At 64.6% G+C, this 13,070-nt stretch carries 11 protein-coding genes and 4 tRNA genes; 1 reads left to right on the plus strand and 14 read right to left on the minus strand.

All coding sequences use genetic code 11. The features are described from left to right. Positions 1 to 12 precede the first annotated feature (12 nt). The 9 genes from BKA07_RS12990 to BKA07_RS13030 all read right to left on the minus strand — a co-directional run bounded on the left by BKA07_RS12990 (position 13) and on the right by BKA07_RS13030 (position 7,640). Entirely contained in the window at positions 13 to 492 is a 480-nt protein-coding gene (locus BKA07_RS12990) for an NUDIX hydrolase (RefSeq protein ID WP_167951262.1), read from the minus strand. Positions 493 to 767: 275 nt separating this feature from the next. Then, on the minus strand, positions 768 to 2,828 hold the full coding sequence (locus BKA07_RS12995) for an alpha/beta hydrolase family protein (protein ID WP_167951263.1): 2,061 nt from the start codon (positions 2,826 to 2,828) through the stop codon (positions 768 to 770). Then, entirely contained in the window at positions 2,825 to 3,424 is a 600-nt protein-coding gene (locus tag BKA07_RS13000; RefSeq protein WP_167951264.1) for an HIT family protein, read from the minus strand. Before BKA07_RS13000 ends, BKA07_RS12995 begins: the two co-directional genes overlap by 4 nt. Next, positions 3,421 to 5,427 (minus strand): threonine--tRNA ligase, encoded by a 2,007-nt coding sequence (thrS, locus tag BKA07_RS13005; RefSeq protein ID WP_167951265.1) that lies wholly within the window; start codon positions 5,425 to 5,427, stop codon positions 3,421 to 3,423. The genes BKA07_RS13000 and thrS overlap by 4 nt, the downstream gene beginning before the upstream one ends. Positions 5,428 to 5,612: 185 nt before the next feature. After that, positions 5,613 to 6,962 (minus strand): DUF4352 domain-containing protein, encoded by a 1,350-nt coding sequence (locus BKA07_RS13010; RefSeq protein ID WP_209043967.1) that lies wholly within the window; start codon positions 6,960 to 6,962, stop codon positions 5,613 to 5,615. A 294-nt stretch (positions 6,963 to 7,256) separates the two neighbouring features. Then, positions 7,257 to 7,328: transfer RNA gene (locus BKA07_RS13015), tRNA-Val, on the minus strand. A gap of 36 nt (positions 7,329 to 7,364) precedes the next feature. Next, a tRNA-Val gene (locus BKA07_RS13020) sits at positions 7,365 to 7,436 on the minus strand. 34 nt (positions 7,437 to 7,470) lie between these two features. Continuing rightward, a tRNA-Cys gene (locus tag BKA07_RS13025) sits at positions 7,471 to 7,541 on the minus strand. Positions 7,542 to 7,567: 26 nt separating this feature from the next. Beyond that, positions 7,568 to 7,640, minus strand: a tRNA-Gly gene (locus BKA07_RS13030). A gap of 136 nt (positions 7,641 to 7,776) precedes the next feature. On the opposite strand from BKA07_RS13030, the gene BKA07_RS13035 reads away from it, so the two are divergent. Then, positions 7,777 to 8,253, plus strand: a complete 477-nt coding sequence (locus tag BKA07_RS13035; protein ID WP_342449060.1) for a TIGR02611 family protein — start codon at positions 7,777 to 7,779, stop codon at positions 8,251 to 8,253. Between the two features lie 30 nt (positions 8,254 to 8,283). Here BKA07_RS13035 and zapE read toward each other — a convergent pair whose 3' ends face one another. The 5 genes from zapE to BKA07_RS13060 all read right to left on the minus strand — a co-directional run bounded on the left by zapE (position 8,284) and on the right by BKA07_RS13060 (position 13,051). Continuing rightward, positions 8,284 to 9,294: a cell division protein ZapE gene (zapE, locus tag BKA07_RS13040; RefSeq protein ID WP_167951267.1), complete on the minus strand. Its 1,011-nt coding sequence runs from the start codon at positions 9,292 to 9,294 to the stop codon at positions 8,284 to 8,286. A 61-nt stretch (positions 9,295 to 9,355) separates the two neighbouring features. Further along, the gene (era, locus tag BKA07_RS13045) at positions 9,356 to 10,291 is read right to left on the minus strand and encodes a GTPase Era (protein WP_167951268.1); all 936 of its coding nucleotides are present in this window, start codon (positions 10,289 to 10,291) and stop codon (positions 9,356 to 9,358) included. A gap of 1 nt (position 10,292) precedes the next feature. Then, the gene (locus BKA07_RS13050; protein WP_167951269.1) at positions 10,293 to 11,546 is read right to left on the minus strand and encodes a CNNM domain-containing protein; all 1,254 of its coding nucleotides are present in this window, start codon (positions 11,544 to 11,546) and stop codon (positions 10,293 to 10,295) included. 3 nt (positions 11,547 to 11,549) lie between these two features. Next, the gene (gene ybeY, locus BKA07_RS13055; protein WP_167951270.1) at positions 11,550 to 12,038 is read right to left on the minus strand and encodes an rRNA maturation RNase YbeY; all 489 of its coding nucleotides are present in this window, start codon (positions 12,036 to 12,038) and stop codon (positions 11,550 to 11,552) included. Continuing rightward, entirely contained in the window at positions 12,035 to 13,051 is a 1,017-nt protein-coding gene (locus BKA07_RS13060) for a PhoH family protein (protein ID WP_425339355.1), read from the minus strand. The genes ybeY and BKA07_RS13060 overlap by 4 nt, the downstream gene beginning before the upstream one ends. Positions 13,052 to 13,070 lie beyond the last annotated feature (19 nt).

Raw genomic sequence — 13,070 nt, forward strand, 5'->3', positions numbered from 1 at the left:
TATACGCGTCCCTCAGTCGATGACGAGGGGATTCTCGGGCACCGAGCCCGCCGTGACGAGATCCATGAGGCTGAGCAGGTTCTTCGGGTAGATCGTTTCGGTCGTGGCCATCAGCTCCGTGCGGGACCACCAGCGAAATTCGAGCAGACTGCGCTTTTCGATGTCCGTCCACACGGCGTCCTCGAGCTCGATGTCCTCGCTTGTGCGGAACGCGAAGTACGTCTCGATCTGATGCAGCGATCTCTCCGTGAATTCGAAGATCTCATCGCGGGTGGCCAGGGGGCCGATGAGTTCGGCGGGTTCGCATTCGAGCCCCGTCTCCTCGGCGACTTCGCGAGCTGCGGTCTGTGCGGGGGTCTCTCCCATCTCGGAACCGCCGCCGCATGTCATCCACCACTGATGAGTGGGCATGAGCAGATCCTGCGCTCGAATCAGGAGAACCTCGTCGCGCTCGTTGAGTAATACGACCCGTGAGGCTTTACGAGGTTTCATGCTTCTCCAGGGGTTGACGATGAACTGACGCAGTTTGTGCAGAATAGTGAAGCGGCGAGCATTCAGCAAGACCGCTATCGTAACCGACTGAACGATATCGGGAAGAGATCACGCGGCCAAGTCGATGCCCATCGTCGGCACGCATCATCACGGGTAGGGCGCGGTGATGCCGTCCGCGCGCAGTGAGGTTCCACCGCGTTCGGAGCGAGCGCGCGACGGTCGGGGATGTCAGGGGTGAGGAGCACGCCTCTGCGGCGGTGGTGTCGACCATCGGCTCAGCGAGTCGCCGAGGTCGTCTGATCGTCGACATCCGCGTCGACGTCGTCGCCCAGATGCCGGTCCCACCAGTCGAGCATCGCTTCGAACCGCTGCTGCCGATGCCGCGGCTGGCCCGAGCGTGAGAGCTCATGGTTCTCCCCCGGGAAGATGAGCATCTCGGTGTCCGTGCCGGCCCGCTGCAGTGCGGCGTAGTACTGCTGCGCCTGTTCGAGCGGGCAACGGAAGTCGAGTTCGGAATGCATCACCAGGCTGGGCGTGCGCACCTGCCAGGCGTGGGCCAACGGTGACTGCGCCGCGATGGCCCGCGGGTCTCGTGTGGTGTATTCCTCGGAGAAGAAACGACCGATGTCGGAGGTGCCGACGAAGCTGGTCGGGTCCAGGTAGCCGCGTTCGACGATGGCCGCTTCGAAGCGGTGGTCGTCTGTGGTGATCATCGCGGTGAGGTAGCCGCCGTAGGAACCGCCTTGGACGCCCAGGCGACTCGAATCGAGGTCGGGATCGGCTGCCAGTGCGCTGTCGAGGACAGCGAGGACATCGGCCATCGCGGGCTCTGCCATGTTCCCTCGCACCGCGGTCCCCCATGTCCGGGTGCGTCCGCCCGAGCCCCGGGGGTTCGCGTAGACGACGGCGTATCCCGCCGAGGCGAGCACCTGGGTTTCGTCGAACCAGCCGTGAGTGTACTGGGCGAAGGGTCCACCGTGGATGTTGAGAATGACGGGAAACGGTCCCGGGCCGCTGGGTTTCGCGAGCCAGCCGGTGATGGTGCCGTCTTCTCCGTCGACTCGCAGCAGCTGCGGGAGGACCGAGTTGGCAGGGGCGGGATGCTGTCTGAGGACCGTCGGTGCGTGTGGGCCGGCAGCTCCCTCTTTCGCGAGTGCCCCTGTGCGTGTGGCGAGCCTGGTCCGTGCCAGCACGGCCCCGCTCGTCGGAGTCTGTGCGGTGAAGACCACGGAATCTCCGGCGACGTCGAAGCCGTTGACCACGGTGGTGTCATCGGTGAGGAAGTCCAGTTCGTCGAGCCCGACCATCTGCGCGGTCACGTCGATCGCCGCGATACGGGTGGCGCCGTCGGTGTCGACGGCAGCGATGACGGCAGCGCCTGTCGGTCCGGATCCCTGGGGCGCGGCGGAGCCGTCTGCACCGGTGCCGGCGATCCGGGGCCTGATCGCTGCGATCGAGACGGTCTCAGGGTCGGTCAGACGTCGCGTCTTCCCCGTTCGCAGCTCATGGACGAAGAGGCCGGGCATCTGCCCGACGAAGTCCAATTCGTCACGCGTGAGTTCATTGCCGACCATCAGCAGCGTCTCGTCGTCGATCCATCGGTGCATGTCCACGCTCATCCGCGGCAGTTCCACAGCTTCCGGATCCTGGCCGCCGAGCAGCCATACGGTCGAGCGGAGGTCGGGCTCACCGTGGTCGGGCTCCAGTGGGGCGAGAACGCTGATCCGCTCCCCGCCGGGTGAGAACTGTGGGTCGTGGACATCGGATTCGGGGGTCTTGAGAAGTGTCGACAGCGGCACCTCGGCTCCGCCTGTGATTCCGGACTTGCCCAATCCGGGTTCGACGAGGTCGACGAGGAATGCCCGTGCAGGACGATCGTCGACGTAGCCGACTCCGTTACTCAGGTACGCCGCCGAGGTGATTCGACGCGGTGCTTCCTCCCCTGCCGGAATGTCCTCGTCCTGTCCGCAGCGTCCGGGTTCGGCCACCCGCGCGACGTAGAGTGCCCGCGCACCTTCGTCGTCGAGTGCGAATTCGGAGACGCCGAGGTGGTTGTCGGTGACCCGGTGAGCCGTTTCGAGGCTGGGGCCGACGAAGAGCTGAGCGGGTTCCTTCTTGGCTGCGCTCAGGTATCCGGACCAGTCGCGGCTGACCTCGGGCGCGTAGTCGCGCCAATTGTGGGTCAGCCGTGTCGAGGACTTCTCCTGCAGCGCGAACAGCTGCGAGAGGTAGCTGTTCGACTCGAGGTCGGGACGGGTGATGGTGATGACGGCTTCGCTGCCGCGCAGCAGTGGGGATGAGTACTCGGCGAGGGAGTCGAGGTCTTCGGGGTTCATGAGTTCCATTCCTTCGACAGCGCTGCCTGCACGTCGGCGTGCACCTGCGGCAGAGCCTTGGTCTGCGCCACGACGGGCAGGAAGTTCGAGTCCCCGCTCCACCTGGGCACGATGTGCTGATGCAGGTGCGCGGCGATTCCTGCACCTGCCACAGGTCCTTGGTTCATGCCCAGGTTGAATCCGTCAGGAGACGACACGGCCCGGACCACGGACATCGCCTTCTGGGAGAACCGGGCGAGCTCCATGGTCTCCGACTCCGTCAGGTCCGTGTAGTCCGCGACGTGGCGGTAGGGACAGATGAGGAGGTGGCCCGGATTGTAGGGGTACAGGTTGAGCACCGCGTACACTTCGTCACCGCGGGCGACGATCAGGCCCTCTTCGTCGGACTTCGACGGCGCCGTGCAGAACGGGCATTCGGAGACACCGGTGTTCTTGGGCTTGTCCTGGCCGTCGATGTAGACCATCCGGTGCGGTGTCCACAACCGCTGGAAGCCGTCGGGCTCGCCGGGGAAGCCCGCGGCAGCTTCGGGCTCCGGAATGCCCTCGAGGTGTTCGGGACCGCCCTCGCCGAGGCGGCTGTCTGCGGCCTCCGTCATACTTGGGCCTTCGTTTCGATGGAGTCGACGATCCTGGTGACCGCCTCGGCGACGGACACGCCGTTGTCCTGCTCACCATTGCGGAAGCGGAACGACACAGCGTTCGCATCGCGATCCTCCCCGCCGGCGATGAGCACGAAGGGCACCTTCGACTTCGAGGCGTTGCGGATCTTCTTCGGGAACCGATCGTCGCTGTCATCGATCTCGACGCGGGCACCCGCTGCCCTCAGCTGTGCGGCGACCTCGGCGAGGTAGTCGTTGAATTCCTCGGCCACGGGGATGCAGGTGACCTGGACCGGGGACAGCCACACCGGGTAGGCGCCCGCGTAGTGCTCGGTGAGCACGCCCAGGAACCGCTCGATCGAGCCGAACTTCGCCGAATGGATCATGACGGGGCGTTTGCGGGTTCCATCGGCGGCCTGGTACTCGAGGTCGAAGCGTTCGGGCTGGTTGAAGTCGAGCTGCACGGTCGACATCTGCCAGGTCCGGCCGATGGCGTCGCGGGCCTGGACGGAGACCTTGGGACCGTAGAACGCGGCTCCCCCGGGGTCGGGAACGAGTTCGAGGCCGGTCTCCCGCGCGACCTCTTCGAGGACCTGCGTGGCTTCGGCCCACTGCTCGTCGGAGCCGATGAACTTGTCCTGCTTCTTCTCGTCATCACCTCGGGTGGACAGCTCGAGGTAGAAGTCGTCGAGACCGAAGTCACGGAGCAGGCTGAGGACGAACTCGAGCAGGTGCCGGATCTCCTTCGCAGCGTCCTCCTGCGCCACATAGGAGTGGGAATCGTCCTGGGTCAGTGCGCGCACGCGAGTGAGCCCGTGGACGACGCCGGAAGCCTCGTCGCGGTACACGGTGCCGAACTCGAAGAGTCGCAGCGGAAGTTCACGGTAGGAACGGCCGCGTGAGCGGAAGATGAGGTTGTGCATCGGGCAGTTCATCGCTTTGAGGCGATAGGGGGTGCCCTCCTTGACGATCTCCCCGGAATCGTCCCGGACCTCGTCGACGGAGATCGGGGCGAACATGTTCTCCCCGTAGTACGGCAGGTGTCCCGAGGTGTAGTAGAGGGTCTCCTTCGAGATGTGCGGAGTCCCGACGTACTCGAAGCCCTCTTCGATGTGGCGGGCGCGGACGTAGTCCTCCATCTCGCGCTTGATGACACCGCCCTTGGGATGGAAGACGGGCAGACCGGAACCGAGCTCTTCGGGGAACGAGAACAGGTCGAGTTCGGCACCGAGCTTGCGGTGGTCGCGGCGCTCCGCCTCGGCGAGGCGTTCCTGGTGGGCTTTGAGGTCGTCTTTCGACGCCCAGGCCGTGCCGTAGACCCGCTGCAGGCTCGCATTGGCCTGATCGCCGCGCCAGTAGGCGGCAGAGGAGCGGGTGACGGCGAACCCGTTGCCGATGAGCTTGGTGGTGGGCAGGTGCGGTCCGCGGCAGAGATCCTGCCACAGGACATCGCCCTTGCGATCGACGTTCTCGTAGACGGTGAGCTCACCGGCTCCGATTTCGACGGAGGCCGAGTCGTCCGCGCCGGCGCCCTTGTCGTCGATGAGTTCGAGCTTGTAGGGCTCGTGCGCCATGCGCTCGCGCGCTTCCGCCTCGTCCACGACGACGCGATTGAAGGTCTGGCCGGCCTTGACGATCTGAGCGGCCCGCTTCTGAATCGCCTTGAGATCGTCGGGGGTGAACGGTTCGGCCACGTCGAAGTCGAAGTAGTAGCCGTCGGTGATGTAGGGGCCGATGCCCAGCTTGGCATCGGGGAACAGGTCCTGGACCGCCTGAGCCGTGACGTGGGCGGTCGAGTGGCGCAGGATGTCGAGTCCTGCCGGAGAGTCGATGGTGATGGGAGCGATCGAATCGCCCGCGGCGAGCTCGCGGCTGAGGTCGACGGGCTGCCCATCGAGCCACATTGCAACGACCGTGCGGTCCGTGGAGAAGATCTCCGTACCGGTCAGTCCCTGTTTCCAAGGAATGGTCTCACCCGCGCAGTCAATGCTGTCTGCCACTGATCTTCTCCGTTCGTCTGTGTTGGGTTGCCTCGCGACTAGAGTCTAGTACGGATCCGGCGCTGCCAAATCAGTTGGGTGGCAGTCGTGAGACTGCCACCCAACAGGTAAATTATACGCAGTCGTCGATGTCTGCGCGGTCAGCGTTCATGCCGGTCGGGATCGGAGCGACGTCCCGACGCGAATCACGCGGCCTTGCTGAATTCGAACTTCTTGCCTTTGCCGAGGTCCTCACTCAGGGTCAGCGTGAGATGGAGTTTGTCGAGCTCGGCCGAGGGGACGCCGTAGGCAAGCTGAACCGTGTTCTCACCGCCGGCCGGGACCGGGTCGTTGAACACGAGGTTGCTCTTGAACTTGCTGCCTTCGAAGACGGGCTCGTACTCCTTGCCCGCACCGTCATCTGCGTCAAGGCTGGCCAGACTCAGGTCGGCGTCACTGCTCCCACTGTTCTTGAGCGTGACCGTCACGACCGCGATCTCGCCGTTGGAGGACTCCGCCCCCATGGCCGAATCGGTGGTGGTGTCCGACTGCACGGCAACGGCAGCGGTCAGGTCGGTGCCGATCTCGACCCCTCCGCCCTCGACCGGAGGCGCCTCTTCGCCGCCTTCAGGCGCGCCCTCGCCCGAACCCTGGCTGGGGTCCTGAGCCGGTGCGGCGGGGCCCGCCGGTGCTGCCGACGAGGACTGCTCTTGGGAAGCCTCGTTGATCGCGGTGATGAACAGTCCGCCGAAGATCAGTGTGAGGATGATCGATACGATCGAGAACAGGATTGCGACGAAGCTCAGGATCATGCCGGTGATCGTCAGGCCCTTGTTGTTCGCAAGCCCCTTCTTGATCGAGGACATGCCGATGAACGCGAAGATCGCACCGGCGATGCCGAAGATGATCCCGATGCCGAAGAAGATCGAGAGGACGATGCCGACGATGCCGCCGATCAGCGCCAGGATCCCCCAGATGTTCTTCGAGCTGCCGCCGCCGGAACCGGCCGAGTACGACCCGTAGGAGGCATTGGGGTTGGCAGGTATGAACTGGTCCGACGAACCGTCGGCTCCCGCATAGGCCGGCTGCTGACCGTACTGGTTGGGGTCATAGCCCTGCGCATTGGGGTCGTAGTTCTGGTCCTGGCCGTAAGGGTTCTGGCCGTACGGGTTCTGGGCGTACGGCTGACCATAGCCGCCCTGGTTCGGGTCATAGCCGGGAGCGCCGGTGCCATCGGGCTGACCGTACTGGGGCTGAGAGCCGTACTGCGGCTGTGCGCCGTACTGGGGTGGCTGTGCGCCGTACTCGGGCGGCTGCTGATTCGGATCGTTCTGCGAGCCGTACTGCGGCTGGGGCGGCTGCTGGCCGTTGCTCTGTGAACCGTACTGCGGCTGAGAACCGTATTGAGGTGGCTGTTGGCCGCCGTTCTGGTCTCCCCCGAAGTCGGGCGCGTAGGGCGACTGGCTGTCTGGGCCCTGGTCGTTGGGGTTCGGGCCGTTGGAATTCTGATTTCCCGAACCGCTGTTCGGTTCATACGGGTTCTGAGGAGTAGACATGAGTGCTCCGAAGTCTTGTTCGATGATTACTGTCACCAGCGTACTAGTAAATGCGCCCCATCCCCCATGTCGGCGGCGTGGCAGTCCTGACACACACCTGACACACGGTGGTCGCGTCCGCCCCGACTACACGACGCGAGCACCGCGCGGATGAGTGCCCCGAAGGCGGGGGTTACAACCCCCCCCCCGCACCTCCAGATGCTGGGAGGGCACAGCAGAGGAAGCCCGCTCTCTCGAATCTGAGAGAGCGGGCTTCCTCTGCACGAACTCGGGCCGCATCGACCTCGAAGTCTGTGCGCGATACTGGGATCGAACCAGTGACCTCTTCCGTGTCAGGGAAGCGCGCTACCGCTGCGCCAATCGCGCCCTATTCATTTGTTGCACCGGGACACAAGGCCCCTGTGCGCGATACTGGGATCGAACCAGTGACCTCTTCCGTGTGAAGGAAGCGCGCTACCGCTGCGCCAATCGCGCCGACTCACCAACAGCAAGCCGTTGGGCGAATCCGAGGTGGCGACGGGATTCGAACCCGTGTATACGGCTTTGCAGGCCGCTGCCTCGCCTCTCGGCCACGCCACCGCCAAGGCAGTGCCATGACGCCTCCGAGCGGATGACGGGATTCGAACCCGCGACCCTCACCTTGGCAAGGTGATGCTCTACCAGCTGAGCCACATCCGCATTTCTCGCTGCCGGGTTTCCCTGGCAACGGAATACAACTCTATACGCCGGTGGCGGTCCATGCAAAATCGGATTCGAGTGATCGTGCTCACACGCACAAATCGAGCTTTCAGACTCATCCACTTATATTGGAAGGGTGAACGACGATGCCCCGGACCACCGCCCCAAGGGATGGCTGTCGCGCCACCACAAGCACGGCGTACGCCCATGGCGCAGACTGCGGTTGAGCTTTCTGCGCTGGCGCGGCACGGTCCTGTCCAACCCGCATGCCGCACGGCTGTATCGGATCATCGTCGGCGGAGTCGGGACGCTCATCGTGCTCGTCGGCCTCGTGGCCGTTCCCCTGCCTGGGCCGGGCTGGCTCATCGTCATCATCGGCCTGTTCATCATCTCCAGCGAGTTCCGCTGGGCACAGCGGATTCTCCGCTTCGTCCGGGTGAACGTGGAGAAGTGGACGCACTGGATCATGGCGCAGCCCTTGTGGGTGCGATGGACGGTCGGTGCAGTGACCGCGGCGTTCGTCGCCGTCGTCGTATGGGCCGTATTCAGGATCATCGGGCTTCCCCCGTGGGTGCCCGAGCTCGAAGTGCTCGAATACCTCGAGCTGCAATGACACGGAGGACACACCCCAGTGCGGTGCCCGCTACTGTGACGAGAGAGCGGTCAGACGCGAGAGGCTGCGCATGTACTTCTTTCGATAGCCTCCGGCCAGCGATTCTTCGGTGAAGACCTCATCGAGCGCCTGTCCGGAGTTGATGATCTTCACGTTCCGGTCGTAGAGTCTGTCGACGAGCGCGACGAACCGCAGCGCCACGCTCTCGTTGTCGATCGTGGACACGTCCTCCCACACGGCGGCGTCCACACCGTCGACCATGCGCCCGTACCGGGAGGGGTGGACGGTGGAGAGATGCTTCAGCAGTGTCGCGAAGTCATCGCGTGCCACGGTGCCCTCCAGCCGCTCGGCCGCGGCCTCGAGCTGCCCGGCGGGGATCGGGTCTGCGGGCTCGCTCAGCCCCCGGTGCCGATAGTCCTTGCCCTCGATCCGATAGACGTCGAACTGGTCCGCCAGCGCCTGGATCTCACGGAGGAAGTCCTGGGCTGCGAAGCGCCCCTCCCCCAGTGCCCCCGGCAGGGTGTTCGACGTGGCGATGATCTTGACTCCGGCGTCGGTGAGTTCACGCATGAGACGCGACATGAGAACGGTGTCACCGGGATCGTCGAGTTCGAATTCGTCGACGCAGACGAGCTTCATCTGTGACAGATCATCACGGGCCCGCGCGAATCCGAGAGCACCGACGAGGTTCGTGTACTCGACGAAGGTGCCGAAGGTCGCGGGCTTGTCGTTCGCATGCCAGGCCGCCGCCAGGAGGTGGGTCTTGCCGACGCCGTAGCCGCCGTCGAGGTAGACGCCCCTGGGTCCTGACCTGCCCTTCTTGAACAGCTTGCTCAGGAACCCCTGCGTCGGTGCGGAGGCTGTGAACTCCTCCAGCCTGTTCCGCGCCTGAGCCTGCGAGGGCTCCGCATCATCCGTGCGGTAGCCGGCGAAGGACACGTCCTGGAACTGCGGTGGCGGGACGAGGCCCGCAATGAGTTCATCGGGTGCAACCTGGGGGGAACGGTCGCTCAGTGCGACCAGAGTCTGCTCGGCATTCACTCGGCCCAGTCTATTGCAGGCAACACTCGCGGAATCAATCGCCGCGGACGTGAGAGTCCTCTCAGCTGAAGTCGAAGCCGAGGCGTCCCAGCTGCTTCGGGTCGCGCTGCCAGTCCTTGGCGATCTTCACGTGCAGGTCGAGGTAGACCTTGGTCCCGAGCAGCGCTTCGATGCCGCGCCTGGACTCGCTTCCGATCTCCTTGAGACGGCTGCCGCCTCTGCCGATGATAATCGCCTTCTGGCTGGACCGTTCGACGAAGAGGTTGACGTGGACGTTCCACAGCGGGTTGTCTTCGCTGCGCCCCTCGCGTGGGTACATCTCCTCGACCTGCACCGCCAGCGAATGCGGAAGCTCGTCGCGGACCCCTTCCAGTGCCGCCTCGCGGACGAGCTCGGCGATCATCTTCTCCTCCGGCTCGTCGGACAGCTCGCCCTCGGGGTAGAGCGGCGGGGAGACCGGGAGATGTTCGGCGAGTACGGAATCGACCGTGTCGACTTGGAACCCGTCGACGGCGGAGACCGGGACCACATCGGCGAAATCGGCGAGGGCACCGGCGGCCAGCAGCGCCTCGGCGACCTTGTCCTGGGAGACTCTGTCGGTCTTCGTCACCAGAGCCACGACCGGGGTGCGCCCGTCGAGGAGCTCCAGCTGGGAAGCGATGTACCTGTCACCGGGTCCGATCGGCTCGTCGGCGGGCAGGCAGAAGCCGATGACGTCGACCTCGCTCAGGGTCGAGGCGACGAGATCGTTGAGACGAGAACCCAGCAGGGTCCGCGGTTTGTGGAGCCCGGGGGTGTCGACGAGGATGAGCTGATGATCCTCTTTGTGGACGATGCCGCGAATCGTATGGCGGGTGGTCTGGGGCTTCGCCGAGGTGATCGCCACCTTCTCCCCCACCAGAGCGTTCGTCAGCGTCGACTTGCCTGTGTTCGGTCGGCCCACGAAGCAGGCGAAGCCCGCGCGGTAGTCCTCGGGGTAGTCCGTGCGAAATTCCATTTCAGTTCTCTTCCTTCGTGACGCTGACATGGGTGATGCGGTGTCTGCGCCCCTGGCCCTGCATCGCTTCGATGTTCAGCCCCGCGATCTGTGCGCTCGATTCGTCGATGGGCACGCGGCCGATGAGCTTCGTGAGCAGGCCGCCGACGCTGTTGACGTCGTCTTCGTCGATCTTGATATCGAAGTATTCGGCGAAATCGGAGATCGACATTCGGGTGCTGATGACGAATGAGCCGTCCTCGACCTCGACGAGTTCGTCGTCGCTGGAGTCGTATTCGTCTTCGATCTCGCCGACGATCTCCTCGACGATGTCCTCGATCGTGACCAGTCCGGCGGTGCCTCCGTATTCGTCGATGAGGATCGCCAGATGCGTCGAATCCAGCTGCATCTGCTCCATCAGGTCGTCGGCGGCCTTGGTCTCGGGGACGAAGAGTACGCTGCGGGCCAGGATGTCGACCGGGCGCTCGCTGTCCTCGGGGTGGAGGTGGAGTCGTCTCGCGACGTCCTTGAGGTAGGCGACGCCGCGGATGTCGTCGAGGTCGGCACCGCTGACGGGGATCCGTGAGTATCCGGAGCGGAGGAAGAGGTTCATCACCTTGGCCAGCGACGTTCCGGCGTTGACCGTCACGAGGTCGGTGCGCGGGACCATGACCTCGTTTGCCGAGGTGTCCGAGAGGTTGAACACGGATTGGATCATTTCGCGTTCGCCGTCCTCGATGACATCGGACTCACTGGCCCGCTCGACGAGGTCGCGCAGCTGGTCCGATGTGACGAAGGGCCCGTCCTTGTACACCCGGTCGGGGGTCAGCAGGTTGCCGAGGAGGACGAGGATCTTCGTCAGCGGTTTGAGCACGACGAGCGCCGCACCGACGACCCAGCTGAGGTTGAGGCACACCGCCAGGGAGCGGCGCCGACCGATGGTCCGCGGGGAGACGCCGGCGACGACGAAGACCGCGATCGAGGCGGTCAGGACGGTGAGCACGACCATGAGCGGGCCGACCGAGTAGATCGAGTCATAGGCCAGAGCGATGAAGACCGTGGCCAGAGCTTCGAGGAAGTTGCGGACGAAGATGATGACGTTGATGTTGGTGGGCAGGGAGGTGAGGATCTTCTCGACGCGGAACGCCGCCTTCGAACCGTCGTCCTTCGCATCCTGGATCGCCTGGTGGGACACGCTCATCAGAGCGGCGTCGACGGCGGACAGCGTCGCCGAGATCACGAGGCACAGTGCGGCTCCGAGGAACAGCCAGAGCACGGCTCAGACCTCGGTGGGGTTGGGGATGTCGGTGCGACCGTCGTAGCGGGCGGCGAAGAACGTCAGCAGCAGATGTCGCTGCAGGGCGAACATCTCCTCCTTCTCCTCCGGCTGCTGATGGTCGTAGCCGAGCAGGTGCAGGAACCCGTGGACGGTCAGCAGGAGCACTTCGTCCATCGTCGAATGTCCCGAGGACGCCGCCTGAGCGGCCGCCACCTCGGGGCAGATGATGATGTCGCCCATCTCTCCTTCGCTGGGAGAATCGGCGCTGCCCTGCGTGAGCTGGTCCATGGGAAACGACATCACGTCGGTGGGCCCGGCGAGGTCCATCCAGGTGATGTGGAGCTCCTCCATCGCCTGCGCGTCGACCATCGTCACCGCGAGTTCCGCACCGGGGTGCATGTGCAGGGCCTGGCCCAGGTATTCGGTCAGGGCCACGACCTCGTCGAGGTCGATTCCGGCGTCGGTCTCGTCTGAGATCTCGGTATTCACTCGCTGCTTCCCCACAGGTCGTAGGCGTCGACGATCTTCGTCACCAGCGAGTGGCGGACGACGTCCTTGCTGCCCAGGTGGCAGAATTCCAGGTCTTCGATTCCGGTCAGGATGTCCTGGACGACGTTGAGACCGCTGCGGGTCTTGCCGGGCAGATCGATCTGGGAGACGTCGCCGGTCACGACCATCCGCGCCCCGAAGCCCAAACGGGTGAGGAACATCTTCATCTGCTCGCCGGTCGTGTTCTGTGCCTCGTCGAGGATGATGAACGCGTCGTTGAGGGTGCGGCCGCGCATGTAGGCCAGCGGCGCGACCTCGATCGTCCCCGTCTCGATGAGCAGGGGGATCGACTCGGGATCGACCATGTCGTGCAGGGCGTCGTAGAGGGGCCGGACGTACGGGTCGATCTTCTCGTTCAGCGATCCCGGCAGAAACCCCAGGCTCTCGCCGGCTTCGACGGCCGGACGGGTGAGGATGATGCGTGTGACCTCTTTCTGCTGCAGGGCGTTGATGGCCATGGCCATGGCCAGATAGGTCTTGCCCGTGCCCGCAGGTCCGATCCCGAAGGTGATCGTGTGATTGCGGATGGCCTTGACGTAGTCGTGCTGCCCCATGGTCTTGGGTCGGATGGACTTTCCGCGGGTGGACAGGATGTTCGTGCCCATCACCGCCGAGGCGGCCGTGCCTTCGGAGGAGAACGACGCCACCCGGTCGATCGTCTCATCGTTGATGCGGTGGCCGGAGGAGTGCAGCTTCTTGAGTTCGCCGATGACGGAGACGAACGCTTCGACGCGCTCGGGTTCGCCGCTCGCCTGAACCTGGTTGGCGCGCACATGCAGGTCGAGATCGGAGAAGACTCGTTCGAGCTTCCGCAGGTTCGACTCCCCCGGGCCGAAGAATTCGACCAGATCGATGGAGTCGGGGATCACGAGACGCACTGTGTCCGATGGTGTCTGGTCGGAAGAGGTGGGGTTCACAGAGTTCGCGGGGTGTGTGGAGGTGTCCAGAATGATCCTTAGTGACTGTACGTGT

This window comes from Brevibacterium marinum, from assembly GCF_011927955.1.
Lineage (GTDB): Bacteria > Actinomycetota > Actinomycetes > Actinomycetales > Brevibacteriaceae > Brevibacterium > Brevibacterium marinum.